General features: G+C 70.7%; 24 protein-coding genes. 5 read left to right on the top strand and 19 right to left on the bottom strand.

Going from position 1 to position 24,201, the window contains the following annotated elements; translation table 11 throughout:
* Position 1: 1 nt before the first annotated feature.
* The 6 genes from AB0J33_RS08040 to AB0J33_RS08015 all read right to left on the bottom strand — a co-directional run bounded on the left by AB0J33_RS08040 (position 2) and on the right by AB0J33_RS08015 (position 6,095).
* Positions 2–556: a gluconokinase gene (locus AB0J33_RS08040; RefSeq protein WP_363611155.1), complete on the bottom strand. Its 555-nt coding sequence runs from the start codon at positions 554–556 to the stop codon at positions 2–4.
* Positions 546–1,775: a D-mannonate dehydratase ManD gene (manD, locus tag AB0J33_RS08035; protein WP_363611153.1), complete on the bottom strand. Its 1,230-nt coding sequence runs from the start codon at positions 1,773–1,775 to the stop codon at positions 546–548. The genes AB0J33_RS08040 and manD overlap by 11 nt, the downstream gene beginning before the upstream one ends.
* Positions 1,776–1,811: 36 nt before the next feature.
* Positions 1,812–2,960, bottom strand: coding sequence for a galactonate dehydratase (gene dgoD, locus AB0J33_RS08030; RefSeq protein ID WP_363611151.1), 1,149 nt, complete (start codon positions 2,958–2,960; stop codon positions 1,812–1,814).
* Positions 2,961–2,967: 7 nt separating this feature from the next.
* A complete protein-coding gene (locus AB0J33_RS08025) occupies positions 2,968–3,783 on the bottom strand; it encodes a carbohydrate ABC transporter permease (protein ID WP_363611149.1) in 816 nt (271 codons plus the stop codon).
* Entirely contained in the window at positions 3,780–4,733 is a 954-nt protein-coding gene (locus AB0J33_RS08020; protein ID WP_363611147.1) for a sugar ABC transporter permease, read from the bottom strand. Before AB0J33_RS08020 ends, AB0J33_RS08025 begins: the two co-directional genes overlap by 4 nt.
* A gap of 75 nt (positions 4,734–4,808) precedes the next feature.
* On the bottom strand, positions 4,809–6,095 hold the full coding sequence (locus AB0J33_RS08015) for a sugar ABC transporter substrate-binding protein (RefSeq protein WP_363611145.1): 1,287 nt from the start codon (positions 6,093–6,095) through the stop codon (positions 4,809–4,811).
* Between the two features lie 135 nt (positions 6,096–6,230).
* Here AB0J33_RS08015 and AB0J33_RS08010 point away from each other — a divergent pair, with 135 nt between their 5' ends.
* Positions 6,231–7,010, top strand: a complete 780-nt coding sequence (locus tag AB0J33_RS08010) for an FCD domain-containing protein (RefSeq protein WP_363611143.1) — start codon at positions 6,231–6,233, stop codon at positions 7,008–7,010.
* Positions 7,011–7,071: 61 nt separating this feature from the next.
* Positions 7,072–7,662: a GNAT family protein gene (locus AB0J33_RS08005; RefSeq protein WP_363611141.1), complete on the top strand. Its 591-nt coding sequence runs from the start codon at positions 7,072–7,074 to the stop codon at positions 7,660–7,662.
* Positions 7,663–7,739: 77 nt separating this feature from the next.
* Here the strand turns inward: AB0J33_RS08005 and AB0J33_RS08000 are convergent, their stop codons facing one another.
* Positions 7,740–8,738, bottom strand: coding sequence for an RNA polymerase subunit sigma-70 (locus tag AB0J33_RS08000; RefSeq protein ID WP_363611139.1), 999 nt, complete (start codon positions 8,736–8,738; stop codon positions 7,740–7,742).
* Between the two features lie 130 nt (positions 8,739–8,868).
* On the opposite strand from AB0J33_RS08000, the gene AB0J33_RS07995 reads away from it, so the two are divergent.
* A complete protein-coding gene (locus AB0J33_RS07995; RefSeq protein WP_363611137.1) occupies positions 8,869–9,261 on the top strand; it encodes a DUF4259 domain-containing protein in 393 nt (130 codons plus the stop codon).
* Between the two features lie 25 nt (positions 9,262–9,286).
* Here the strand turns inward: AB0J33_RS07995 and AB0J33_RS07990 are convergent, their stop codons facing one another.
* Complete coding sequence (locus AB0J33_RS07990; RefSeq protein WP_363611135.1) at positions 9,287–10,648, bottom strand: carbohydrate-binding domain-containing protein; 1,362 nt, start codon at positions 10,646–10,648, stop codon at positions 9,287–9,289.
* Positions 10,649–10,896: 248 nt separating this feature from the next.
* Here AB0J33_RS07990 and AB0J33_RS07985 point away from each other — a divergent pair, with 248 nt between their 5' ends.
* On the top strand, positions 10,897–11,850 hold the full coding sequence (locus AB0J33_RS07985) for a cyclase family protein (RefSeq protein ID WP_363611133.1): 954 nt from the start codon (positions 10,897–10,899) through the stop codon (positions 11,848–11,850).
* A 71-nt stretch (positions 11,851–11,921) separates the two neighbouring features.
* Here AB0J33_RS07985 and AB0J33_RS07980 read toward each other — a convergent pair whose 3' ends face one another.
* From AB0J33_RS07980 to AB0J33_RS07930, 11 genes are all read right to left on the bottom strand, one after another.
* Positions 11,922–12,833 carry a hypothetical protein gene (locus AB0J33_RS07980; protein ID WP_363611131.1) on the bottom strand — a complete coding sequence of 304 codons (912 nt, stop codon included), beginning with the start codon at positions 12,831–12,833 and terminating at the stop codon, positions 11,922–11,924.
* Between the two features lie 12 nt (positions 12,834–12,845).
* The gene (locus AB0J33_RS07975; protein ID WP_363611129.1) at positions 12,846–13,634 is read right to left on the bottom strand and encodes an SDR family oxidoreductase; all 789 of its coding nucleotides are present in this window, start codon (positions 13,632–13,634) and stop codon (positions 12,846–12,848) included.
* An 84-nt stretch (positions 13,635–13,718) separates the two neighbouring features.
* Positions 13,719–15,023, bottom strand: coding sequence for an enolase C-terminal domain-like protein (locus AB0J33_RS07970; RefSeq protein ID WP_363611127.1), 1,305 nt, complete (start codon positions 15,021–15,023; stop codon positions 13,719–13,721).
* The gene (locus AB0J33_RS07965) at positions 15,023–15,862 is read right to left on the bottom strand and encodes a fumarylacetoacetate hydrolase family protein (RefSeq protein ID WP_363611125.1); all 840 of its coding nucleotides are present in this window, start codon (positions 15,860–15,862) and stop codon (positions 15,023–15,025) included. Before AB0J33_RS07965 ends, AB0J33_RS07970 begins: the two co-directional genes overlap by 1 nt.
* Positions 15,859–16,701 (bottom strand): amidohydrolase family protein, encoded by an 843-nt coding sequence (locus AB0J33_RS07960; RefSeq protein ID WP_363611123.1) that lies wholly within the window; start codon positions 16,699–16,701, stop codon positions 15,859–15,861. The genes AB0J33_RS07965 and AB0J33_RS07960 overlap by 4 nt, the downstream gene beginning before the upstream one ends.
* Entirely contained in the window at positions 16,698–17,675 is a 978-nt protein-coding gene (locus tag AB0J33_RS07955; protein ID WP_363611121.1) for an aldo/keto reductase, read from the bottom strand. The genes AB0J33_RS07960 and AB0J33_RS07955 overlap by 4 nt, the downstream gene beginning before the upstream one ends.
* Positions 17,672–19,204: a sugar ABC transporter ATP-binding protein gene (locus tag AB0J33_RS07950; protein ID WP_363611119.1), complete on the bottom strand. Its 1,533-nt coding sequence runs from the start codon at positions 19,202–19,204 to the stop codon at positions 17,672–17,674. The genes AB0J33_RS07955 and AB0J33_RS07950 overlap by 4 nt, the downstream gene beginning before the upstream one ends.
* Complete coding sequence (locus tag AB0J33_RS07945) at positions 19,201–20,151, bottom strand: ABC transporter permease (RefSeq protein WP_363611117.1); 951 nt, start codon at positions 20,149–20,151, stop codon at positions 19,201–19,203. The genes AB0J33_RS07950 and AB0J33_RS07945 overlap by 4 nt, the downstream gene beginning before the upstream one ends.
* The gene (locus AB0J33_RS07940) at positions 20,148–21,221 is read right to left on the bottom strand and encodes an ABC transporter permease (RefSeq protein WP_363611115.1); all 1,074 of its coding nucleotides are present in this window, start codon (positions 21,219–21,221) and stop codon (positions 20,148–20,150) included. Before AB0J33_RS07940 ends, AB0J33_RS07945 begins: the two co-directional genes overlap by 4 nt.
* A complete protein-coding gene (locus tag AB0J33_RS07935) occupies positions 21,218–22,306 on the bottom strand; it encodes a mandelate racemase/muconate lactonizing enzyme family protein (RefSeq protein WP_363611113.1) in 1,089 nt (362 codons plus the stop codon). Before AB0J33_RS07935 ends, AB0J33_RS07940 begins: the two co-directional genes overlap by 4 nt.
* A complete protein-coding gene (locus AB0J33_RS07930) occupies positions 22,306–23,355 on the bottom strand; it encodes a sugar ABC transporter substrate-binding protein (protein WP_363611111.1) in 1,050 nt (349 codons plus the stop codon). Before AB0J33_RS07930 ends, AB0J33_RS07935 begins: the two co-directional genes overlap by 1 nt.
* A 123-nt stretch (positions 23,356–23,478) precedes the next feature.
* On the opposite strand from AB0J33_RS07930, the gene AB0J33_RS07925 reads away from it, so the two are divergent.
* Complete coding sequence (locus AB0J33_RS07925; RefSeq protein WP_363611109.1) at positions 23,479–24,198, top strand: GntR family transcriptional regulator; 720 nt, start codon at positions 23,479–23,481, stop codon at positions 24,196–24,198.
* Positions 24,199–24,201 lie beyond the last annotated feature (3 nt).

The raw sequence follows: 24,201 nt of genomic DNA, 5'->3' as shown, positions 1-24,201 counted from the left end.
CCTACCCCTCCCCCAACGGCACCGAGTGGGGTAGGCCGAGACCCTCGACAGCCGCCGCGACCAGGGCCTGCGGGGTCAGCGAGACATCGAGTACGAGCACCGACTCGTCCGGCTCGGCCGGTTCCAGGGTGGCGAGCTGCGACTCCAGCAGACTCGCCGGCATGTAGTGCCCCTCCCGCCGGGCCAACCGGGCACGGATGACCTCCGCCGACCCGTCCAGGTGCACGAAGTCCACCCGCTGTGGGCCCTGGCGCAGCACGTCCCGGTACGACCGCTTCAACGCCGAGCAGGCCAGCACCGTCGAGCGGCCCTCCGCGCCGCGAGCGGCGATCCACGCGCCGACGTCGCGCAACCAGGGCCAGCGGGCGGTGTCGTCCAGCGGTACGCCGGAGCGCATCCGTGCCACGTTGTGCGGAGGATGGAACTCGTCCGCCTCGGCGAACGCCAGCCCGGTCACCGCGCTGATCCCGCGCGCCACCGTGGTCTTGCCGGCCCCGGACACGCCCATCACCACGACGTGCCGGGTGGACCGGGCGGCGCGTCGCTCACCAGTCATGGATCGTGCCGTCCTTGAGCCGGTTGAACGGCAGGTACGCCGGCTCGTACGGGAATCGGGCCGCCGCCTCCTCGTCGAGCTCCACCCCCAGGCCCGGTTGGTCGCCCGGGTGCAGGTAGCCGTCGGTGAAGGTGAACGACTGCCGGAACACCTCGTTGGCCAGCGGGGTGTGCTTCATGTACTCCTGGATGCCGAAGTTGTGGATGGCCAGGTCCAGGTGCAGCGCCGCGGCCATGCCCACCGGGGAGATGTCGGTGGGTCCGTGGATACCTGACTTGATCTGGTACTGGGCGGCGAAGTCGAGCAGCTTGCGCATGGCGGTGATGCCGCCGGTGTGGGTGACCGCGGACCGGACGTAGTCGATCAGCTGCTCCCGGATCAGCGTCTGGTAGTCCCAGACCGTGTTGAAGACCTCGCCGATGGCCAGCGGGGTGGTGGTGTGCTGGCGGACCAGTCGCAGCGCCTCCTGGTTCTCCGCCGGGGTGCAGTCCTCCAGCCAGAACAGGTCGTACGGTTCGAGGGCCTTGCCGAGCCTGGCGGCCTGGATCGGGGTCATCCGGTGGTGACCGTCGTGCAGCAGCGGCAGCTCCGGGCCGAACTCGCCGCGCACCGCCTCGAAGACCGACGGCAGGTGGCGCAGGTACGCGCGGGTGTCCCAGTCCTCCTCGACGGGCAACGGGGTGCGTTGCGCGGGTTCGTAGTCGTAGCGCTGGCCGGTGGCGCTGGGCTGCGCGGCCACACCGTAGACCGCGTTGATCCCGGGCACCGAGGTCTGCACCCGGATCGACCGGAAGCCCTCGTCGAGGTGGCGGCGGATCGAGTCGAACAGCTCGGGGATGTCCCGCCCGGACGCGTGCCCGTACGCCATGATGCCGGTGCGGGACGCGCCGCCCAGCAGTTGGTACAGCGGCATACCGGCGGCCTTGGCCTTGATGTCCCACAGGGCGACGTCCACGGCGGCGATGGCCGCCATGGTGACCGGGCCGCGCCGCCAGTACGCCGAGCGGTACAGGAACTGCCAGGTGTCCTCGATCCGGTGTGCGTCGCGTCCCATCAGCAGCGGGGCGACGTGGTCGCGCAGGTACGAGGCGACGGAGAGCTCACGACCGTTGAGCGTGGCGTCGCCCAGACCGGTGATGCCCTCATCGGTAGTGATCTTCAGGGTGACGAAGTTCCGGTCGGGGCTGGACACGATGATGTCCGCTGCGACGATCTTCACGGGGGTGCCTCTCGTTCTTCTCCGGTCGGGGTGGACTCACCACTCCGCGTACGAGCCGTCGGGGTGCCGCCAGGTCGGGCTGCGCCAGGCGTGCCCCCGCTTGTCCGCGGTCCGCACCGCGTATTCGTCGATCTCGATGCCGAGGCCGGGCGCGGTCAGCCGCCGCACGTACCCGTCGACGAAGGTCAGCGGGGTCCGGTCGAGGCAGTAGTCGAGCACCTCGGCGCCCTGGTTGTAGTGGATGCCGATGCTCTGTTCCTGGATCAGGAAGTTGGGTGTGGCGAAGCCGACCTGGAGGCAGGCGGCGAGGGCGATCGGCCCGAGCGGGCAGTGCGGGGCGAGCTGCACGTCGTACACCTCGGCCAGCGTGGCGATCTTGCGAACCTCGGTGATGCCGCCGGCGTGCGCGAGGTCCGGCTGGGCCACCGCGATGCCGGCCTGCAACACCGGCAGGAACTCCTGCCGGCTGTAGAGCCGCTCCCCGGTCGAGACCGGGGTGCTCGTGCAGCGCACCACCTCACCGATCAGGTGCGAGTTCTCCGGTACCACCGGCTCCTCCAGGAAGAACGGTCGGTACGGCTCCAGCAGCGGGGCGACCCGCCGGACGTTGGCGACTGTGAACCGACCGTGGAAGTCGACCGCGACGTCCCGGGTGTCACCGAGGACCTCGCGGGCGACGGCCACCCGCCGCACCACCGCGTCCAGGTCGGCGACCGAGGCGAGCGCGCCCATCCGCCCGGACGCGTTCATCTTCACCGCGGTCAGGCCCGCCTCGATCCGGGCGCTGATCTGGTCGCGGATCTCGGCGGGCTCGTCGCCACCGACCCAGCCGTAGACCCGGATCCGGTCCCGGACCGGGCCGCCGAGGAGCTGGTGCACGGGCGCGCCGTAGTGCTTGCCGGCGACGTCCCAGAGCGCCTGGTCCAGGCCGGCCACCGCGCTGGCCAGGATCGGGCCGCCCCGGTAGAAGGACCCCTTGGTCAGCACCTGCCAGTGGTCCTCGATGCGCAGCGCGTCCCGGCCGACCAGCAGCTCGCTGAGCTGGTGCACGGCCGTGCGGACGGTCTCGGAGCGCCCCTCGCAGGTCGCCTCGCCCCAACCGACGATGCCGGACACCGTCTCGATCCGGACGAACAGCCAGCGGGGCGCGACCAGGAAGGTCTCCACCCGCGCGATCGTCGTCATGCGCCGGTCAGCCCTTCGTGGCGCCGGCGGTGAGGCCGGAGACGACGTACTTCTGCACGAACAGGGCGATCAGCATGATCGGCAGGGTGACCACCGTCGCCGCGGCCATCAGGCCGCCCCAGTCGATGCTGGCGTAGCCGACGAAATCGAAGATCGCGACCGGGAGCGTCTTCGTGTCGGAACCGGAGAGCACCAGGGCGAACATGAAGTTGTTCCAGGAGAAGATGAAGGAGAGGATCGCGGCCGTCGCCACGCCGGGCACCGACAGCGGCAGCGTGATCCGCCGGAACGCGCCGATGTGGGTCAGCCCGTCGACGAGCGCGGCCTCTTCCAACTCGGCCGGCAGACCGTCGAAGTAGCCCATCATGATGTAGACGATCAGCGGCAGCGACACGAACATGTGGCTCAGGATCAGCACGGTGAAGCCGCCGACCATCTTCAGGTTGGAGAAGACGTAGTACCAGGGCACCAGGAGCGAGACGCCGGGGATCACCCGGGCCATCAGCACGACGAGCGCGGACTTCCTCATGCTGAAGCGGCTCATCGAGTACGCGGCGGGCACCCCGAGCAGGAGCGACAGCGTGGTCGCCGCGAACGCCACCCAGAGGCTGTTGCCGATGAACTGGAGGTAGTTCGCCTGCTGGAGGACCGTCTCGTAGTTCTTCAGGCTGGGCGAGAAGGTGAACGCCCGAGCGGTGTCGTAGATGTCCACGTTGGTCTTGAACGACGCGGTGATCATCCAGATCAGCGGCGCCATCAGCGCGAACACCACCACGACGAGTGCCGACGTGCGGAACACCCGGTACGGCCTGCTCGGCTTCATCGGCCCAGCCCCTTCTTGCGATAGGTGAGGGCCCACATCACTCCGATGATGATCAGGAAGAAGATGATGAGGACGGTCGACGAGACGCCGTAGTCGTTGTAGTCGAAGCTGAGGCCGTAGGCGTACACGTTGAGGGTCTCGACCTCGTGGAACGAGCCGCCACCGCGACCCTTGGTGGCGTAGAGGATGTCGAACGTCTTGAGCGCGTCGATGCCGCGCAGCAGGATGGCGACGATCACCGTGGGCATCAGCAGTGGCAGCGTGACGTGTCGGAACCGCTGCCAGCTGCTGGCGCCGTCGATCCGGGCCGCCTCCTGGGGCTCGTCGGAGAGCGAGGTCAACCCGGCGAGCAGGATCAGCACGACCATCGGGGTCCACTGCCAGATGTCGATGAACATCGTCGTCGGCAGGGCCGAGTGCTGCCCGGCCAGCCAGGGCTGGGGGCCGATCCCGATCCAGCCGAGCAGCTGGTTCGCCATCCCGATGTTGGGGTCGAAGATCAGCCGCCACATCATGCCGACCGCCACCGGAGTGGCCACCAGCGGCAGCAGGATCGCGACGCGCACCCACTTCTCACCCCGGAAGGGCCGCCACAGCAGCAGGGCGATCGCCATGCCGAGGACGACCTCGAAGAACAGCACGACGCCGGTGAAGAGGACCGTCCGCCAGACCGCGGGCCAGAACCGGTCGGTGTCGGTGAGCACGTCGAGGTAGTTCTGGAAGCCGATGAACTCCGACTCCGCGCGTACCGAACCCTCGGCGTCGGTCAGGCTCAGGTACCCGGTCCACGCCACCGGGAAAATGATCAGCACGGCCACGAAGGTCATGGCGGGCGCCGCGAAGAGCCACTTGCGGTGTTCGTTGGCCCAACGCGACCAGGCCGGCGTCGTGTCCAGGGGTGCCACGGGGGCCTCGGGCGAATCGGTACGGGCGGTGCGAACGGCTGACATTGAGATCTCCGGGTTGGAGGGGCCAGGTCCCGGCGAGGCGGCGGAGCCGGTCGGCCCCGCCGCCCGGCGCGTGGGTTACTTCGCCTCGTCGTCGAGGAACTTCTGGAACGCCGCGTTCGCCGTGTCCGCCGAGCTGGCGGCGTCCTTGCCGGTGATCGCGTCGACGATCGGCTGGCCGACGATCTCCCGTGCCTGGGCCACCTTCTCCACCAGCGGACGGTCGTGCCCCACACCGTTGGCGGTGCTGACCGTGTTGGCCTCGGCGAGGTCCTTCGGGTAGGAGGCGGTGCCCGCCGGGTTCGCCCAGACCGAGGTACGGGCGCCGGGGACGCCGGCCGTCTGCTGCGCCAGCGCCTGCTCCTTGCCGGCCGCCCACTGGATGAACTTCCAGGCGTTGTCCTTGTTCTCCGAGTTGTCGTTCAAGCCGAGCGCCCAGGAGGGGATGTTGTACGGCTTCGATCCGGCCGGGCCGGCGGGGAAGGCCGCGAAGCCGACCGAGTCGACGACCTTGGACTTCGTCGGGTCGGTGGCGTTCTTGTAGAGCGAGTTGGCCTCGGTGTAGAAGGCGGCCTTGCCCTGCGTGAAGATCGCCATCGCCTCCGACCAGCTCATGTCGGTGCTGACGTTTTCCGGGCCGTGGTCCCGGAGCAGCCCGCCGTAGTAGGCGTACGCCTGCTTGGCCTGCTCGGTGTTGACGGTGGCCTTTCCGCTGGAGTCCACGAAGTCGCCGCCGAAGCTGAAGAGGAAGCTGGAGAACTGGGTCACGGCGGCGGCCTTGCCGGTACGGGCCACGAAGCCCGCGACGCCCGGGTTGTCGGCCTCGATCTTCGCGGCCTGCGCCTTGAGCTCGTCGAGGGTCTTGGGCGGCGCGGTGAAGCCGGACTTCGCCAACAGGTCCTTGCGGTAGTAGAGGACCTCCTGCTCGGTGATGATCGGCAGCCCGACCACCTTGTCCTCATAGGTCGTGGCCTGCACCGGCCCGGCCTGGAAGTCGCCGAACTCGAAGGCGCTGTCGGACTTGACCCTGTCGCTCAGGTCGGCGAGGTACTTGTTCTTGCCGAACAGCTTCCCCTCCTGCAGGGGCCGGTACATCATCACGTCGAGGTCGTCGGACCCGGCGTTCAGCTTGACGTTGTACTGGTCGGAGAGCTGGTCCTCGCCGAGTTGGGTGACTTCGACGGTGAGGCCGGACTGCTTCTCGAACTCCGGCAGGGCCTTCTTGATGTTCTCGGTCCACACGTGGTTGACCAGGGTCACGCGAACCGTCTTCGAGTCTCCGCCGCCGCCATCGCCGCCGCAGGCGGTCAGGCTCACGGCGGCGACCACGGCCAGAGAAGTGCCGATTATCGATCGACGTCGCACGCTTGTCTCTCCTTCTGTCGTGGCCGCCACCCCCGAGAGAGCCGCTACCTCGGCGTTACATCCGCTTAACATCGGGATGTTAGGCCGAAAAAGCCGATTACATCAAGAGGTAGATGTAAATGATATGATCTTTGAGTGGAACCGTCCTCAGCAGAGGTTGCAGCCCTCCCCGCCGAGTCCGGGCTGCACGCCCGCGTCCTCGAACACCTCGGCACCGCCATCTGCGGCGGCGAGCTGCCGCCCGGCTCGGTCCTCAACATCGACGAGCTGGTCGACCGGTACGCCGTGTCCCGCTCGGTCGTCCGCGAGGTGCTGCGGGTGCTGGCCTCGATCGGGTTCATCGAGGCGCGCCGACGGGTGGGGGTGATGATCCGGCCGGCGAGCGCGTGGAACGTCTTCGACCCGCAGGTGATCCGCTGGCGTCTCGCCTCCGCCGGCCGGATGGCCCAGCTCCGGTCGATCACCGAACTACGCACCGCCGTCGAGCCGCACGCGGCCTTCCTGGCCGCCGGCCGCATCGGCCACGACGAGGCGAGCGATCTCGTCGGGCTGGCCGCGAAGATGTGGGCGGCCGGCGAGGCCGGCGACGAGGAGCGGTTCCTGCACCTCGACATCGAGTTTCACCGGCGGGTCCTGCTCGCCTCCGGCAACGAGATGTTCGTCCGGCTCCAGGACCTCGTCGCGGAGGTGCTCACCGGCCGGCACAAGCACCACCTCATGCCGCACCACCCACACCAGCAGGCGCTCCAGATGCACGCCGACGTGGCCCAGGCGATCCAGCGCCGCGACGGTGAACGCGCCCGGCAGGCGATGGTGCGGCTGATGGAGCAGGCTTTCGACGAGATGAAGTCGCTGTGGGAGCAGACCGGCAGGCCCGAGCGGCACGTGGGCGGCGGTCCGGCGACCACCCGATGACGGACGACGCGGCGGCCGGAAACGGGTTGCCGGCGGCCGGCGTCACGTCGAGGATCAGTCGATGTCCAACGACCAGGTGACCACCGACTTCTCGATCAAACCCACCCTCACCGGCGAACGGGTGATCCTGCGTCCCTTCGTCGACGACGACCTGCCCACCTTCCGGGCGGCGGTGGCCGACCCCGAGGTGGCCCGGCTGACCGGCAGCCCGGCCGACGACGCTCCCGACGAGGAACGGATGCGTTCCTGGTACGGCAGCCGTAACGCCCAGACCGACCGGCTGGACCTGGCGGTCGTGGACCGCGCCACCGGCGCCTGCGTCGGCGAGGTGGTCCTCAACGACTGGGACCCCGACAACCGCAGCTGCAACTTCCGCACCCTGCTCACCGCCGCCGGCCGCGACCGGGGCCTGGGCACCGAGGCGGTACGCCTGATCGTCGGCTACGGCTTCGAGAGCCTCGGCCTGCACCGCATCTCGCTGGAGGTGTTCGCCTTCAACCCCCGGGCCCGCCGGGTGTACGAGAAGGTCGGCTTCGTCGTCGAGGGTGTGCTGCGCCAGACGCTGCGCGACGGCGACGACTGGGTCGACGCCACGGTGATGTCGATCCTCGCGCCCGAGTGGGAAGCACACCGGGGGCATCCCGAGAGCTGACCGACCGGGTGGGTGGCGGGGTCGTAGCCGGCGCGACGAAAGTCAGGCGGTCCGGGTAGGCAGGCCGCGGACCGGGACTACTGCGGGCCGTCCGCCGGCAGCCGCTGCGGCAGCCCGAGCCGCGGGAACTGGTCGTCGTGGAAGATGATGATCTCGGTGATCGCGCCGCCGGTGATCCGCAGCACGTCGATCGTCAACGGCAGGTACGCGCCCTCCTGTTCGCGCCAGTGGTAGAAGGCCACGGCGGGCTGCCGGTTCACCGAGGTCGGGACCGCGCGCAGACCCGTCATGCCGTCGAACCCGTCCTCGACCCAGCTGCGCACCACCGCGTCCCGGCCGACCTGCAACCCCGGTGTGGGTGGCATCGAGCAGCGGACATCCTCCCGCAGCATCGCGGCGAGCACATCGACGTCGGTGGCCACACTGGCCTCGGTGAAGCGACGCACCAGCTCGCGCGTCCCGGCGTCCTCCTCGCCGCCGGTCCAGTCCTGCCGCTCGGCGGGGAGGTGCTCCCGCATGCCGGCGCGGGCCCGCTGGAGGGCGCTGTTCACGGAGTTGACCGAGTCCCCGAGAAGCTCCGCGACGTCCTTCGCCGGCCAGCCGAGCACGTCCCGCAGGATCAGCACGGCCCGCGGGCGCGGCGCGAGGTGTTGGACGGCGACCAGGTACGCCAGCTCGATCGTCTCCCGCGCCACCGCGACGGTCTCCGGCTCGTTCGCGCCGCCCGCGGCCAGCTCGTCGAGCAGCCGGTCCGGGTAGGGCTGCAACCACCGCACCTCACCGCCGGTCGCGGGCTCCGGGCGGCGCTTGGCGAGCAGGTCCAGGCAGGCGTTGGTGGCGATCCGGTACAGCCAGGCCCGGAAGGTCGACCGCCCCTCGAAGGTCTCCCGCCGCCGCCAGGCCCGCAGGAACGTCTCCTGTACGGCGTCCTCGGCGTCCTCGAACGACCCGAGCATCCGGTAGCAGTGCACGTGCAGCTCCCGCCGGTGCCGCTGCGCAAGCCCCGAGAACGCCGGCTCGTCCACCTCGCCCAGACCGCTCACGCCCCGCTCCTCCAGCCGCGTGTCCGCACTCATCACGTCATCCTTCCGCCTCGTCAGGTCCTGTCGTAGGTATGACGGGCGTCGGCGCGACAAGTCATCACCCGGGTCTGTCGCCGGCCTGGTTCAATCCACGGGACAAGCGGGCACGGCAGGTGGAGGATCAATGGGAAGCTGGGGCAACGGCAATTTCGACAACGACACCGCCGCCGACCACCTGGGGATCCTGACCGATCGACTCATCGCCGAAGTCGCCGAGGCGATGTCCGGCGACCCCGTCGAGATCGAGCCGGACGAGTACTGGGGCGTCGCCGTGCCCTGCAACCTCGAACTGCTCCACCTCATCGCACAACAGAACTACGTCGGGGCCAACCTGCCCGACCCGGACACCATCGCCAGCTGGAAGATCAAGTTCCTGACCGTCTGGGACGAGGCCATCGACGGACTGGGCCCCACACCCGGCCACAAGGAACAGCGGCGCTCCCACCTCGTCCGCACCTTCGACCAGCTCGCCGAACTGGCCCGGTCCGAACAGGCCGGATCCGCGACCAGGCGGTAGACGAACCCGGTCGAGCCACCATCCGTCAGCGGACCACGCCGATCCCGGTGAAGGACCTGTCGTACTCGGTGAACGACTGGTTGGTGTACGGGGCGTAGATCCAGGTCCGCAGCGAGTTGGCGGCGGTGTCGACCTCGACCAGGCGTACCGGATTGGTGGTGTTGGAGTGGAACGTCTGGAGGAACGAGTAGACCTTGTTGCCGTTGACCCCGGTGTCGACCCGGTTGGCGGCGATGCCGACGTGACCGGAGAAGACGAACCTGATGTTGGCGTACTGCTTGATCAGGTTGTCGAAGAGATACTGCGGGCTGGTCGCCCCGTACGAGGCGCTCTGCTCGATGGCGCCGCTGCCGTCGATGTAGTCGTGGGTGACCACGATGACGTTGTGCCGGGGGTTGGCCGCGACGACGCTCCTGGCCCAGTTGACCGCCTCGACCCGGGGCCAGAGTTCCAGGGTGAGCACCATCCACTGGACCCCGCCGGCCTCGAAGGTCGAGTACGAGTTGTCGACCTTGCCGGCCTCGAACTGTCCCTTGACCGCACGGTACTGGCTGACGGTGAAGTACTGGTTGAAGACACTTGTGTCGCGGACGAGTTCCCGGGTGTGCTCGGGGTCGCGTGCCGAGCCGCCGACGCCGGTGGCCTGGGTGTCGTGGTTGCCCAGAGCCAGCGCGTACGGGATGGCGGCGCCCTCGATCGGCCGCATCGCGTTGCGGGCGATGACGTACTGCGAATGGTCCGGAGTGTCCCAGTTGACCACGTCACCCGAGGAGGTCACGAAGCGCAGGTCCAGCGCGGACCGGTTCTGCACCAGCCAGTTGGTGCGGTTGAGGAACCGGGAGTCGCTGCTGTTGAGCACCTCCTGCTGCGTGTCCGGCAGCACGGCGAAGCTGAACTTCGTGTCGGTGGCGCCGGTCGTCTCCATCCGCGCGTACGCGATGTGGACGTTGCGGTCGCAGGTGCCGTCCCGGAAGTCGTTGACGAGCTGGATCCGTACGCTGTGCTGCCCCGCACCGACCGCCGCGCCGACCGGGTAGGTGCCGTAGCTGGTCGCGCTGACGATGGTGGTCTGGCCGACGTCGACGCCGTCGACCGTCACCCGGACCGTCGGCCAGCCCTGGCAGTTGTCACCGATCGCGCCGATCAGCACCCGCCCGGAGCCGCTGATGCTGGTGGTGGCGTAACTGGAGTTGCCCCAGAGCGAGGCGTGCGTGCCGGAGGGGGGTACGGGCGTGCCGGTCGCGGTACGGATCGCGCCGTCCACCACGCTGAACGGAGAGGGCTCGGCGGCGCTCGCCGGAGCGCCGGTGAGGGCTCCCCCCGACACGGCGACCAGCACCGCCGCGGCCACCGCCACGAACCTGGACCTGGATTCCCTGATCTGCACCGCTGATCCTCCCCTGCCGACGAACGCCCGAGAGCTGGGCATTCGCAGCGTAGGGACAATCGGCACGACACATGTGAATGCCTCACGGCCATTCCGGATACCGGAGTTGTACTCTCCGTTGCGCCCGACCGTGGGCAGCGCCGGCGGGGCGGCGCAGTCGTGATCGACCGGTCGTTGCGGTAGGCGGTTCGGTGCCGGATACCCTGCCTGCGGTGCCTGGAACCCGTGACCAAGGAGTCGGTGCTGAGATGACGGCAGCGCGACCGATACCAACGCAGGACGACGTGCTCGGATACTTCGACACGCTGTCGAACTGGGGGCGGTGGGGCGACGACGACCAGCTCGGGACCCTGAACCACATCACCGACGACGTCCGGCTGGCGGCGGCGCGGGCCGTGCGTCACGGCAGGAGCGTGTCCTGCGCGTGGGAGGTCGCCGTACCGGCGGAGATGGAGCGGTCGACGACGACGTGCCCGTGCGCCGCCGACATGCCGGGTGCCGAGCACATGCCGGCGCACTTCCACGCCGACCGGAGTTGGGGCTTCTCCTCCGAGCGCATCGCCCTGACGTTCCACGGCAACACCCTCACCCACCTCGACTCGCCGTGCCACCTCTTCTGGGACAGCCGGATGTACAACGGGCGGTCGCACTCGTTGGTCGATGCCACGACGGGTTCGGCGTGGGCGGCCGTCACCGCGGCGGCGAACGGGATCGTCACCCGTGGTGTCCTGCTGGACGTCGCGGCGGCCCGTGGGGTGCCGTGGTGGGAGCCGGGGCAGGGTGTGTTCCCCGACGACCTCGACGAGGCCGAGCGTCGCCAGGGTGTGCGGGTACGACCCGGCGACGCGGTGCTCCTGCGGACCGGCTACGGCCGCTTCCGGCACGAGAACGGCGCGGCCGGTGGTTTCACGCAGGCCGGCTGGCACGCGTCCTGCCTGCCGTGGCTACAGGAACGCGGTGTGGCGCTGATCGGCGCGGACACCCCCCAGGACGTTCAGCCGTCGGGGTACGACGCCGTGTTGATGCCGGTCCACGCCGTGGGTCTCGTCGCGATGGGTCTGTGGCTGCTCGACAACTGCGACCTGGAGGCGTGCGCGGCGACGGCGGCCGAACTCGGCCAGTGGGACTTCCAGCTCGCGGTCGCCCCGGTCCGCTTCGCCGGCACGTCCGGCAGCCCGGTCAACCCGATCGCCACGTTCTGAGCCGGAAGTCTGCCGCTCGGCGCACGACCCGTGAGCGGCGCGCGCTCCCCGGCGCTGCCGGGGGCGGCGCCCTACTGCGAGGTGCCGCCGCCCGAGCGACCCGCAGCGGCGGCGGAGGGCCGGTGCGCGATGCGGGGCGCCCGTACGGCGGAGGCGCTGCCGGCTCCCGGCCGGAAGTCCCGGGCGGCGGCCGCCACCATTTCGTCGGGGTCACGGGTGAGGGCCTGCCGGATGTGCGGCGGAACGACCTCGGACGTGGCCATCGCCAGTCGGACCTGCACCGCGCGGTCGTCGACCAGGCGCGCCAGGTCCGCGTCGCTCAGCTCGACGGCACGCACCAGCGCGGCCCGGACGTCGACCACCGGGTCCGCGGCGAGCGCGCTGCGCTGCTCGGCGGTGGTCCGCGGGTTGCGGGCAACCCCCTTGCGTACGCGGGCGGTGCGGTCGGCCAGCAGGGCGGTGATCACGTCGGGGTCGTGGGTGTGCGTGGCGAGTCGTTCCCGTACCTCGGGCGAGACGTCGTCGATCAGCTTGGCGGCCAGCTCCGGCTCCAGCTCGCGGCTCTCCGCGAGGAGGCCGCGAAGCTCCTTGTCCGAGGTCTCCGCCATGACCCGGCGGATCGACTCGTCACAGCCCGGGTTGCCGGCGACCGCCCAGCGGACCCACCGGTCGGCGTCCTTGACCAGACGCATGAGGTTGGCGATCGAGGTGGAGGGATTCCGCGCCACGGCCTCCCGGACCTGACGATCATGGTCGCGGGTGAGCGGTCGCAGGGCCTGTGCGGGCGCGTCGGCCCGACCGGCGACCGCCTTGCGGACCACGGCCGACGGGTCGGACGCCAGGTCGATAAGGGTCATTTGTGGCGTGCTGGGGTCCTGGGCGAGGGCGAGCCGAGCGTCAGCGCTGCCACCGATCGGACGGTGGGCGGTGGTGCCGGACCCGCTGTGACGGTCGGCCTCGCCGACGTCCTGCTGTTTCCCCATGCCGCAATCATGTCACGCGCCCGATTCGGTGACGGCGGGTGCGGGCGGGACCGGGGCGGGCAGCCGCAGGCCGGACATGCCGCCGTCCACCGGCAGCGACGAACCGGTCACCGACCCGGTCGCGGGTGACGCGAGGTAGACGACGGCGGCGGCCACCTCGTCGGCGGTCACCAGGCGCCCGGTCGGCTGCCGGGAGGCCAGCTGCCGCTTCTCCGCCGTCGGGTCGGCCGCGCCGGCGAGCAGCCGGGCCACCCAGGGCGTGTCGACGGTGCCCGGGGCGACACAGTTGACCCGGACACCGTCGGTCACCAGGTCGGCGGCCATGGCGAGGGTGAGGGCGTGCACGGCCCCCTTCGACGCCGAGTACAGGGCGCGTTTGGGCAGACCGGTGGTTGCCGCGATCGAGGAGATGTTGACGATCGCCGCCGACGACGACCGCCGCAGGTACGGCAGGGCCACGGCGCTGGTTCGGGCCACGCCGCAGACGTTGACGTCGAGCACCCTGCTCCACTGCTCGTCGTCGTTCTCCTCCACGGCGCCGACGGCGGAGATGCCGGCGTTGTTCACCAGGATGTCGATCCCGCCGAACGCCTCGGCGACCGAGGCGACGGCCGTGCCGAGGGAGGACCGGTCGGCCACGTCCGCCCGGACGCCGAGGACGCCGGGATCCTCCGGCAGGCCGGACAGGTCCAGATCCAGGACACCCACCCGGGCGCCGGCGGCGACGAACGCTCGCACGCAGGCGTGCCCGATGCCCGACCCACCTCCGGTCACCACCGCCACCAGACCGTCACACCGCATGCTGCTCTCCCCTTCCGAGTGGTCCGCTGAGGTGCCACACCGCCGTCGTCGTCGCGGCGGTGCGGTCGTGCGTGTCGCGGTTCGTCAGACCCATGCCGGCCCGTCGGGGTACGCGTACCTGGCGAGGCTCTCCGGGCGCATCGCGGCGGAGAAGCCCGGGGCGGTGGGCGTCACGTAGTGCCCGTCCCGGATCACCGCCGGATCGAGGAAGTGCTCGTGCAGGTGGTCGACGTACTCGACCACCCGGTTGCGCATCGAGCCGGACACGGCCACGAAGTCGAACATGGACAGGTGCTGCACCAGCTCGCACAGGCCGACTCCCCCGGCGTGCGGGCAGACCGGCACCCCGTACTTCCTGGCCAGCAGCAGGATGGCGACGTTCTCGTTCACACCACCGACCCGGCACGCGTCGATCTGGACGACGTCGACCGCACCGGCCTGAAGTAGCTGCTTGAACACCACCCGGTTCGCCACGTGCTCGCCGGTGGCCACCCGGATCGGCCCGCCGTCGGGTGCGCTGGTGGCGAGGGCGGACCGGATCGTGGCGTGGGCGAGCACGTCGTCCGGGCTGGTCGGCTCCTCGATCCACCACGGGTCGTACGGCGCCAACTCGCGCATCCGGTCGACCGCCTCGGCGACGTCCCAGCGTTGGTTGGCGTCGAGCGCGATCCGGATCCGCGGGCCGACCGCCTCGCGGGCGATCTTCAGGCGGCGTACGTCGTCGGACGCGTCCGCGCCCACCTTCAGCTTGATCTGGGTGAACCCGTCGGCCACGGCCTGCTTGGCCAGCCGGACCACCTTGTCGTCCGGGTAGCCGAGCCAGCCGGGTGACGTGGTGTACGCGGGGTAGCCCCGCTCGGTCAGCCGGGCGATCCGGTCGGCCCGACCCGGCTCGGCGGCGCGCAGCATCTCCAGCGCCTCGTCGGGGGTGAGGGCATCGGTCAGGTAGCGCCAGTCGACGAGGTCGACGATCTGCTCCGGGCTCAGGTCGGCCAGGTAACGCCAGACCGGCTTGCCCGCCCGCTTGGCGACCAGGTCCCACATCGCGTTGATCACCGCCGCGGCGGCCAGGTGCATCACGCCCTTCTCCGGGCCGAGCCAGCGCAGCTGCGAGTCCTGGGTGAGCGAGCGGGCGAACGCGCCGAGGTCCACGGTGTCCGGGTCGATTCCGACCACGTACGGCACCAGCGCGTCGATCGCCGCCCGGCAGACGTCGTTACCCCGCCCGATGGTGAAGGTGAAGCCGTGCCCGTCCGGGCCGTCGTCGGTGCTGAGCACCAGGTACGCGGCCGAGTAGTCGGGGTCGGGGTTCATCGCGTCGGAGCCGTCGAGGTCGCGCGAGGTCGGGAACCGGATGTCGTACGTGTCGACGGAGGTGATCACCGCCATCAGGCGTTCCGCAGCGTGTTGCGTTGCCGGCCGAGGCCGTCGATCTCGACCTCCATGACGTCGCCGGCCACCAGGTAGGGGAAGCGGCCGGAGAGCGCCACCCCCTGCGGGGTGCCGGTGTTGATGACGTCGCCCGGGTCCAGGACGGTGTACTGGGACAGGTGCCAGACCAGGTACGCCACGTCGAAAATCATGTCTTTGGTGCTGGAGTCCTGGCGGGGTTCGCCGTTGACCCGGGAGCGCAGCCGCAGCGCCTGCGGGTCGCCGACCTCGTCGGCGGTGACCAGCCACGGGCCGAGCGGTTGGAACGTCTCGCAGGACTTGCCCTTCGACCACTGGCCACCGGAGGCGGCGAGTTGGAAGTCCCGCTCGGACACGTCGTTGGACAGCACGTACCCGGCGATGTGATCGAGGGCGTCGGCCGGCGAGGCGAGGTAGCGGGCCCGCCGACCGATCACCACCGCCAACTCCACCTCCCAGTCGGTCTTCGTCGACCCGCGCGGGATGAGGACCTCGTCGTACGGGCCGACGACGGTGTTCGGCGCCTTGTAGAAGATGATCGGGTCGGTCGGTGGCGCGGCACCGGACTCGGCGGCGTGCGCGGCGTAGTTCTGCCCCACGCAGAGCACCACCCCGGGCCGGGCGATCGGTGCGCCGACCCGCTGACCGGTGACGTCGATCTCGGGCAGGTCGGTGGCCTCACGGACCCGCCGGACGCCGTCGCCGGCGAGGAACTCGCCGTCGATGTCGGCGGTGAGCGACGACAGGTCGAGGTGCCGCCCGTCGTCGAACAGGACGGGGCGTTCCCGCCCCACGGGCCCGACGCGCATGAATCTCACGAACCAACCTCCAGTGCATAGGTACGAATTGCGGTGCCGCCCAGGACGGCTGCTCGCTCGGTGGACGACAGCTCCCCCAGGCAGGCGTCGAGCGCCGACCACGCCTCGGCGTACGGGGCGACGAGTTCGCAGACGGGCCAGTCGGAGCCGGCCATCAGCCGGTGCGGGCCGAACACCTCCAGCGCGGTGTCGACGTACGGCCGGATGTCGGCCACCCGCCACCCGGGGCCGACCTCGGTGAGCAGGCCGGACAGTTTCGCGACGACGTTGTCGCAGCCGGCCAGGTCGCGCACCTTCGTGCGCCACTGCGCGAAGCCGGCGGCGGTGATCCTCGGCTTGCCCAGGTGGTCGAGGACGAAGGTGGTGCCCGGCGTGGCCCGCGCGGCCTCGGCGCAGCTGGCCCCCTGTCCGATGTGGACGACCAGGTCGAAGGTGAGGCCGGCGGCCCCGATGGCCGCGAGGGCGGCGCGCACGTCGGGGCGGGCCAGGTGCCCGGGATCGGCGACGCCCTGCACCTGGTCGCGGAGCCCGACCAGCTTCGCGGCGCCGGGCAGGTCGCGGTAGCCGGCGAGGGTCGCGGAGATGGCCGGGTCGGTGAGCGACGCCCAGCCGACCACGCCGGCGATCCGGGGCGTGGTCGCGGCGTGGGCCAGGAACTCGGCGGTCTCGTCGGTGTCGCAGCGGCCCGCCTCGACCAGCACGGTTGCCGTCACACCCACTTCGTCCAGCCGGGGCACCAGGTCGGCGACGGTGTAGTCCTGCCGGATCGCCTCCAGGCCCGGCGCGGCGAGCCAGGGGTAGTCGGCGGTCCACAGGTGCTGGTGCGCGTCGATGATCACGGCGTCGGCACCTCGCTCGGCAGCAGCCCCTCGGCCTTGAGATCCGCCCACAGCGCGCCGGGGATGTGCCACTCGAACATCGCCACGTTGTCGGCGATCTGCTCCGGGTCACGGGCGCCGACCACCACGCTGGCCACCGCCGGGTGCCCCAGAGGGAACTGGATCGCCGCGGCCCGCAGCGGCACGCCGTGCCGCTCGCACACCGACCGGATCGCGGTGGCCCGGTCGAGCAGCCCCCGGTCGGCCGGGGCGTAGTCGTAGGGGGCGCCCGGCCTCGGGTCGGCCAGCAGGCCCGAGTTGTAGACCCCGGCGGCGAGGACCGCGATCCCCCTCGCCCGGCACAGCGGCAGCAGCTCGTCGAGGCCGGACTGGTCGAGCAGGGTGTACCGGCCGGCGAGCATGAAGCAGTCGAAGTCCCCGGCGTGGGCCAGCTCGACCAGCGCCGGCGCCTGGTTCATGCCGGCGCCGACCGCGCCGATCTCGCCGGCCGCGCGCAGCTGCGCCAACGCCGGGTACGCCTCCGTGGCCGCCTCGGCGAGGTGGTCGTCCGGGTCGTGGAGGTGCGCGATGTCGATCCGGTCCAGCCCCAACCGGGCCAGGCTCTCGGCGTGGGATCGGCGTACCCCGGCGGCGGAGAAGTCGAACCGCGGCGCGAGGTCGGTCGGCTCGGCCCAGAACTCCTGCCGGTCACCACCGTTCGGGACGAGCAGCCGACCCACCTTGGTGGACAGGGTGAACGCGTCGCGCGGCTTGCCGGCGAGCACCGCCCCGGCGCGTCGCTCGGAGAGGCCGCAGCCGTAGAGCGGGGCGGTGTCGAAGTAACGCAGCCCGAGATCCCAGGCCGCCTCGACGGTGGCGTGGGCGACCTCGTCACCGACGGCGTCGAACATTCCACCGATCGGGGCGAGCCCGAGCCCCAGCCGGGTCACCACCACGTCGGTACGCCCCAGGGTCACCTGGTCGGTGGCCTTCACGCGACGACCCCCTGCCCGTCGTGGATGAACCGGATCACCGACTGACTCATCCGGTGGTAGTCGTGGTCGTTGTCCAGTTCACCAACAATGGCGAACTCCCGCATCACCGCGATCCGGTCGGCGAGGGTGACCATCTCCGGCAGGTCCGACGAGATCAGCAGGATGGCCATTCCCCGCGCGGCGAGCCCGGCGATCAGCTCGTGGAAGGCCGCCTTGGTGCGCACGTCGATGCCGACGGTCGGCTCGTCGATGATGAGCACGTCGCAGTCTGCGGCCAACCACTTGGCCAGGCTGACCTTCTGCTGGTTGCCGCCGGAGAGCTGACCGGCCTGCTGGTCGGGCGAGGCGAGTCGGATACCCAGCCGGTCGGCGTACTCGTCGACCAGCCCCCGCTCGGTCCGGTCGCGGACCAGCCCCAGCCGGGCCAGCCGACGCCACACCGTCACCGCCGTGTTGCGGGCCACGGTCTGGTCGAGGAAGAGGCCCTCCTCCTTGCGGTTCTCGGTGACGTAGCCGATCCGGTAGCGGTGCAGGGCGTCGCCGACGTCCCGGATCCGGGCCGGGCGCCCGTGCACCCGCACCTCGCCGGCGGTGATCCGGTCGAGGCCGAGCAGCGCCTTGGCCAGTTCGCTGCGGCCCGCGCCGACCAGCCCGTACAGGCCGACGATCTCACCGGGGTGGACGTCGAGGGTGACGTCGTGGTGGCCGGCGCCGGTGGCCACGTGGTCGAGTGCCAGCGCCGGTTGCACGTCCGCCGCGACGGTCCGGGCGGCGAGGTGCACCTGCTGGTACGCCCGGCCGACCATCAGGTCGACGATCTCCTCGCGGCTGTGCTCGGCGAGGGGTTCCGCCTCGGCGACGCTGCGCCCGTCGCGTAGCACGGTCACCGTGTCGGCGACCGCGAAGACCTCCTCCAGTTTGTGGCTGACCAGCACGGTGGCGTGGCCTCGCTCGGACAGCCGCCGCACGATGCCGTAGAGCCGGTCGGCCTCGTCGTTGGTCAGTGACGCGGTCGGCTCGTCGAGCAGCAGCACTGTGGAGTCCGCCGACAGCGCTTTGGCGATCTCCACCAGCTGCATCTGCGCCACCGACAGCCGCGACACCGGCAGGTCCGGGTCCAGGTCGAGGTCGAGCAGATCGAGGCAGCGGCGGGCCTCGGCCCGTAACGCCGCCCGGTCGAGCAGGCCGGCGCGGCGGGGCAGGTGTTGCAGGCAGATGTTCTCGGCGACGCTGAACGCCGGGATCAGGTTCCGCTCCTGGTGCACGACACCGATGCCGGCCCGCTGGGCGTCCTGCGGGTTGCCGAGCTGCACCGTACGCGGCTGCCCGTCCGTCCCGGGCAGCCGCAGCTGCCCACCGTCCGGTCGGTACACCCCGGTGAGGATCTTGATCAGGGTGCTCTTGCCGGCGCCGTTCTCGCCGAGCAGCGCGTGCACGCTGCCGGCGGTCAGGGTCAGTGTCGCCTCGTCCAGGGCGCGTACCCCGGGGAACGTCTTGACCAGTTTCTCGGCGGACAGCACGACGCTCATCGCCTACCTCCGGAGAGCTTCTCGCGGAACTGGCCGAGCAGCACCGCGCCGAGGACGACCGCGCCGATGATGAGGTCCACCCACCGCCGGTTGATGTCGAACTGCGACTGGCTCACGTCGACCAGCCGCACCAGGAACGCCGCGAGCACCGTGCCGGTCACGCTGATCATGCCGCCGGCCAGGGCCACCCCGCCGATGATCGGCGCGGCGAAGCTGGGCAGCAGCAGGTCGTCGCCGATCGAGGCGTTCACCGAGCCGAAGGCGGCCACCACGATCACCGCCGCGAAGCCGGCCAGCAGCCCCGACAGGGTGTGCGCCAGCACCAGCGCCCGGTCGTTGGAGATGCCCGACAGCCGGGCGGCGAACGGGTTGCCGCCGGAGGCGAGCAGGTGCCGTCCGGGCACGGTACGACGGAAGAAGAGGGCGACCGCGACCGCGATCACCACCGCCAGCAGGAAGACCACGGGCACGCCGGCCAGGGACGCCTGCCCGAACTCCCGCAGGCCGGGCGAGTAGCCCTGGTAGGTGCCGGTGCCGTTCACCCCGTAGCGCAGACCTTCGAGGATCGTCATGGTGGCGAGGGTGACGATGAAGCCGTTGATACGGGTGAAGATCACCAACAGCCCGTTGACCAGCCCGACCGCCGCGCCGAGGGCCAGTGCGGCGAGCACCGCGACGGGGGCGGGCAGCCCGGCGTCGACCATCAGCCAGCCCGAGGCCACCGCGCAGAACCCGGTGAGCACGCCCACCGAGAGGTTCATCTGCCCGACGGCGAGCACCACCATCTGCGCCAGCCCGATGACGATCGGCAGGGCGAGGAAGCGCAGGAACGCGTCCAGGGTGCCGGCGGTGAGCAGGTTGAAGTCGGTGGCTACGGCGAGCGCCGCGAACCCGAGCGCCGCGATCACCGCCAGGGTGAACTCGTTGGTCCGGATCAGGGTTCTCATGATGGCGACACCGCCCTCCGCTCGGCGATCACGGCTCGGAGCCGGTCCAGCGACAGCGCCGCGAGCAGGACGAGCCCGATGTAGAGCTTCAGCTCCTCCAGGGAGAACTGGAGCAGGTTGAGGCCCTTGTAGATGACCTGGGTGAGGGTCGCGCCGAGCGCGGTGCCGAGAACGCTGACCGCGCCACCGGCGAGCAGCGTGCCGCCGAGCACCGGGGCCAGGAACGACGGAAGCAGGAACGACTCGCCGATGTTGGCGGAGAAGGCGCCGTTGTTGGCGGCGAGCAGGAACCCGGCCAGCGCGGCGAGCAGCCCGCTCAACGCGTGCGCGGCGACGATCCGACGGTGCGTGGGGATCCCGGACAACTCGGCGGCGACCGTGTTGGAGCCGGTCATCAGGATCTCCCGGCCCAGCCGGGCGTGCCGGAACAGCAGCCCGACGCCGAGCGCCGCGACCACCGCGATCGGTACGACCAGCGGGATCCGGGGCCCGCAGGTGTCCCCCATGCAGTAGTCGGCGAAGGTGTCGAAGCGCAGGGCGGACAGCCCGTTCGGCTGCACCGCGAACGACACCCCACCGGTCGCCCAGGTGTAGAGGATGGTGACCAGGCCCAGCAGCCCGAAGTCGAGCGCGAGGGTCACCACGAAGGAGTTCACCCCGGTCTTGGCGATGAGCAGGCCGGCGAGCGCGCCGATGCCCGCCCCGACGGCGAGACCCACGAGCAGCCCGACCAGCAGTGGTACGCCGAGCCGGTCGTACGCCAGGCCCATCGCGAAGGTGGACAGCGCGGCCATCCGTCCCACGGCCATGTTCATGTGCCCGAGCGAGAGCACGGCGAGCTGGGCGAGGCCGACCACGACGTACACGCTGATGTCGGCCTGTAGCGGTGCCAGGGTGAGGCGGGGGTCGAGGAACGCGGGGGTGAGCGACGAGAAGAGGACGACCAGCACGGCGATGACGATGAGCAGACCGAGCCGGGGGTTCGCCCAGACCGGCAGCACCCGGGCGGCGGGCCTGGGGTCCGCGCCCGGCGGCACCGCGGGCGCCTGTGGCGCTGTTTCCGTCTTCACGCCACCCTCCTGTCCTCGATGGCGTCGCGGTCCCAGTCGATGCCGAGGCCCGGCTCGGCCGGGGCGAGCGCGTGGCCGTCGACGACCGCGATCTCGGCCCGAGTGATCGCGCGCAGTTGCGGGATGTGCTCGACGTAGCGGCTGTTCGGCACGGCCGCGCAGAGGCTGACGTGCAGTTCCATCAGGAAGTGCGGGCAGACCACCACGTTGCACGCCTCGGCGAGGTGCGCCACCTTGAGCCACGGGGTGATGCCACCGATGCGCGCGACGTCGACCTGGACGACACCGGCGGCCTGGCGGCGGAGGTACTCGGCGAACTGGCCGATCGAGTACATCGACTCCCCCACCGCGACCGGGATGCTGGTCGCGCGGGCCAGCAGCTCGTGCCCGGCGACGTCGTCGGCCGGCAGCGGCTCCTCGAACCAGGCGAGCTGGTGCGGTTCGAGCAGCCGTGCCCGGCGGATCGCCTCGGCGGCGGTCAGGGACTGGTTGGCGTCCACCATCACGTCGACGTCGTCGCCGAGGGCCGCCCGGACCGCGCCGATCCGGGCGGCGTCCTCGGCCGGGTTCGGCTTACCGACCTTCAGCTTGACCCCGGACCAGCCGGCCGCCTGGGACGCCTTCGCGCCGGCGACCAGCTCGTCCTCGGTGAGGTGCAGCCAGCCGCCCTCGGTGTCGTAGAGCGGGATCCGGTCCTTGGCGCCACCGGCGAGCACCCACAGCGGCAGGCCGGCGGCGCGGGCGCGCAGATCCCACAGCGCGGTGTCGACCGCGGCGAGCGCCAACGAGGTGATAGCACCGACCGTGGTGGCGCGGGTGGCGGCGTGCAGGTCCCGCCAGATCGCCTCCACCCGGGCGGCGTCGCGGCCGACCAGGTGCGGCAGCAGGTAGTCGCGCAGCAGCGCGAGCACCGCCGTGCCGCCGGTCCCGATCGTGTACGCGTACCCCGTGCCGTGCCCCCCGTCGGCCGTGCGCACCTCGACGAAGAGCGTCTCCTGCTTGAGGAACGCCTGTACCGCGTCGGTGCGGACGGTCTCGACGGGGATGTCGACGAGGTACGCGTCGACCTTCGTGATCGTCGACATCAGTTGCACTTGAGCAGTTCGCCGTCGAACTTCTTGCGCAGCTCCTCGGTGGTCGCGGAGCGGTCGGCCTCGTAGCCCTCCAGGTTGTCCTTGGTCACCACGAACGACCCCGAGTCGATCGTCACGCCGGGCTCGGACATCGTGCAGCCGCCGCTGAGCTTCATCAGGGCGTACGAGCCGACCTGGGCCTGACCGACCGGGTTCTGCAGGACGGTGGCGGCCACCGACCCGCCCCGCAGGCCGTCGAGGACCGCCGGGTCGTCGTCGATGGCGATGACCTTGATGGGCAGCTTCGACTGGCGTACGCCCTCGGCGGAGGCGACCGCCGGGTTGTAGGCGGTGTTCACGATGGCCTGGATCTGTCGACCCTTCGCGGCCAGGAGGTCGGCCACCGCCCGCTGGGCGCTCTGCAGGTCCTTGTCGATGTCGGTGACGCTCTGGATCAGCACCACCTTGCCGCCGGTCTCGGCGACCGCCTTCTCCACACCCTTGATCCGGCGCTGGGTGTTCGAGTCGACCTTGTTGCCGGTCAGGTGCACGAGGTTGCCCTGACCACCCATCGCGTCGATGGCCGCCTTGGCGCCCTTGTACGCGGCGACCTCCACGTCGGTGGAGAGACAGAAGTCGGCCTTGTTGGCGCCGGCCGGGCAGGAGGCCAGGGAGCCGACGGGGAAGCCCTGCCGCTTGAGGTCCTCGAAGGTGGAGTTGATGTTGTCCGGCGAGACGCCGAAGACTCCGAAGGCGTTGTAGCCCTGCGCGGCCAGGGACTTGAGCACGTCGTTCTGCTTGGTCTGGTCCCAGCCCGCCGTCTCGTTGAAGGTGACGTCGCCGAGCGCCAGCTCCGTCTTCGCCTTGGCTCCGGCGTCCTTCCACGGCTGGAAGTACGGGTGCGAGCCGCCGGGCACGAGCGCGACCTTGACCTGCGCCGGTTCCCGACCGGCGGCTTCGGCGTCGGTGGTGTCGCTCTTCTTCGTGCAGGCCACAGTGGTCGTGGCGAGGGCCACGACGGTCAGGCCCGAGCCGATCCGGGACAGCATTCTGCGCGACATGTTCGTCTCCTCGGAGGTGGTGGTGGCGAGACGTGGCGGGGGAACCTATTTCCTATAGGATGTTGCTTTGCTAGTGTGTACTCGCTCACACCGGCACAGTCAAGGGGTTGCTGAGGAGACGAGATGGCCCAGCAGGAAGCTCGCGAGGGTCGACTCCGTCCCGCCCGTCGACTCACCCTCGCCGAGGACGTCTACGAGTCGATAAAGACGCTGGTCATGGACCACATCCTTCCCCCCGGTGAGCGGGTCAACATCGACGCGCTCGCCCGGGAGTTGGACGTCTCCCCCACACCCGTGCGCGAGGCGCTCGCGCGGCTGGAGGCCGACGGCCTGGTCCGCAAACGCCCGCTGTCCGGCTACACCACCACGCCGCTGCTGAACCGCGCCGAGTTCGACGACCTGTTCGACGTCCGCCAACTATTGGAGGGCGCCACCGCCGGCCGGGCCGCCACCCACGCGTCCGCCGAGGCGCGGCAGCGCATCAGCGCCGAGGCGGCGGCGAGCATCGACGTGGAGGCCGGCGACGGATATCGCCGACACGCGGCCTTCACCGCGCTGGACGCGAAGTTCCACGACCTGATCGCCGAGGTCTCCGGCAGTCCGCTGCTGCGCGACACCATCACCCGGCTGCACTCGCACCTGCACCTGCACCGGCTCTACTTCCCGGTCGCCGGCGCGCCGGACACCAACACCGAACACCAGCGCATCGCCGCCGCCATCGCCGCCGGTGACGCCGCAGCCGCGACCGAGGCGATGCGGGCCCACCTCAGCGCCGCCCGGGAGCGCCACCTGCCCGCGTTCGACCGGCTCCCCACCCCCGGAGCGCCGCGCGACCCGGCGTGACCC

The organism is Micromonospora sp. NPDC049645, from assembly GCF_040675155.1.
GTDB lineage: Bacteria > Actinomycetota > Actinomycetes > Mycobacteriales > Micromonosporaceae > Micromonospora.
Note: the sequence above shows the minus strand (reverse complement) of the source record. Positions and strands in the feature narration are given on the sequence as shown.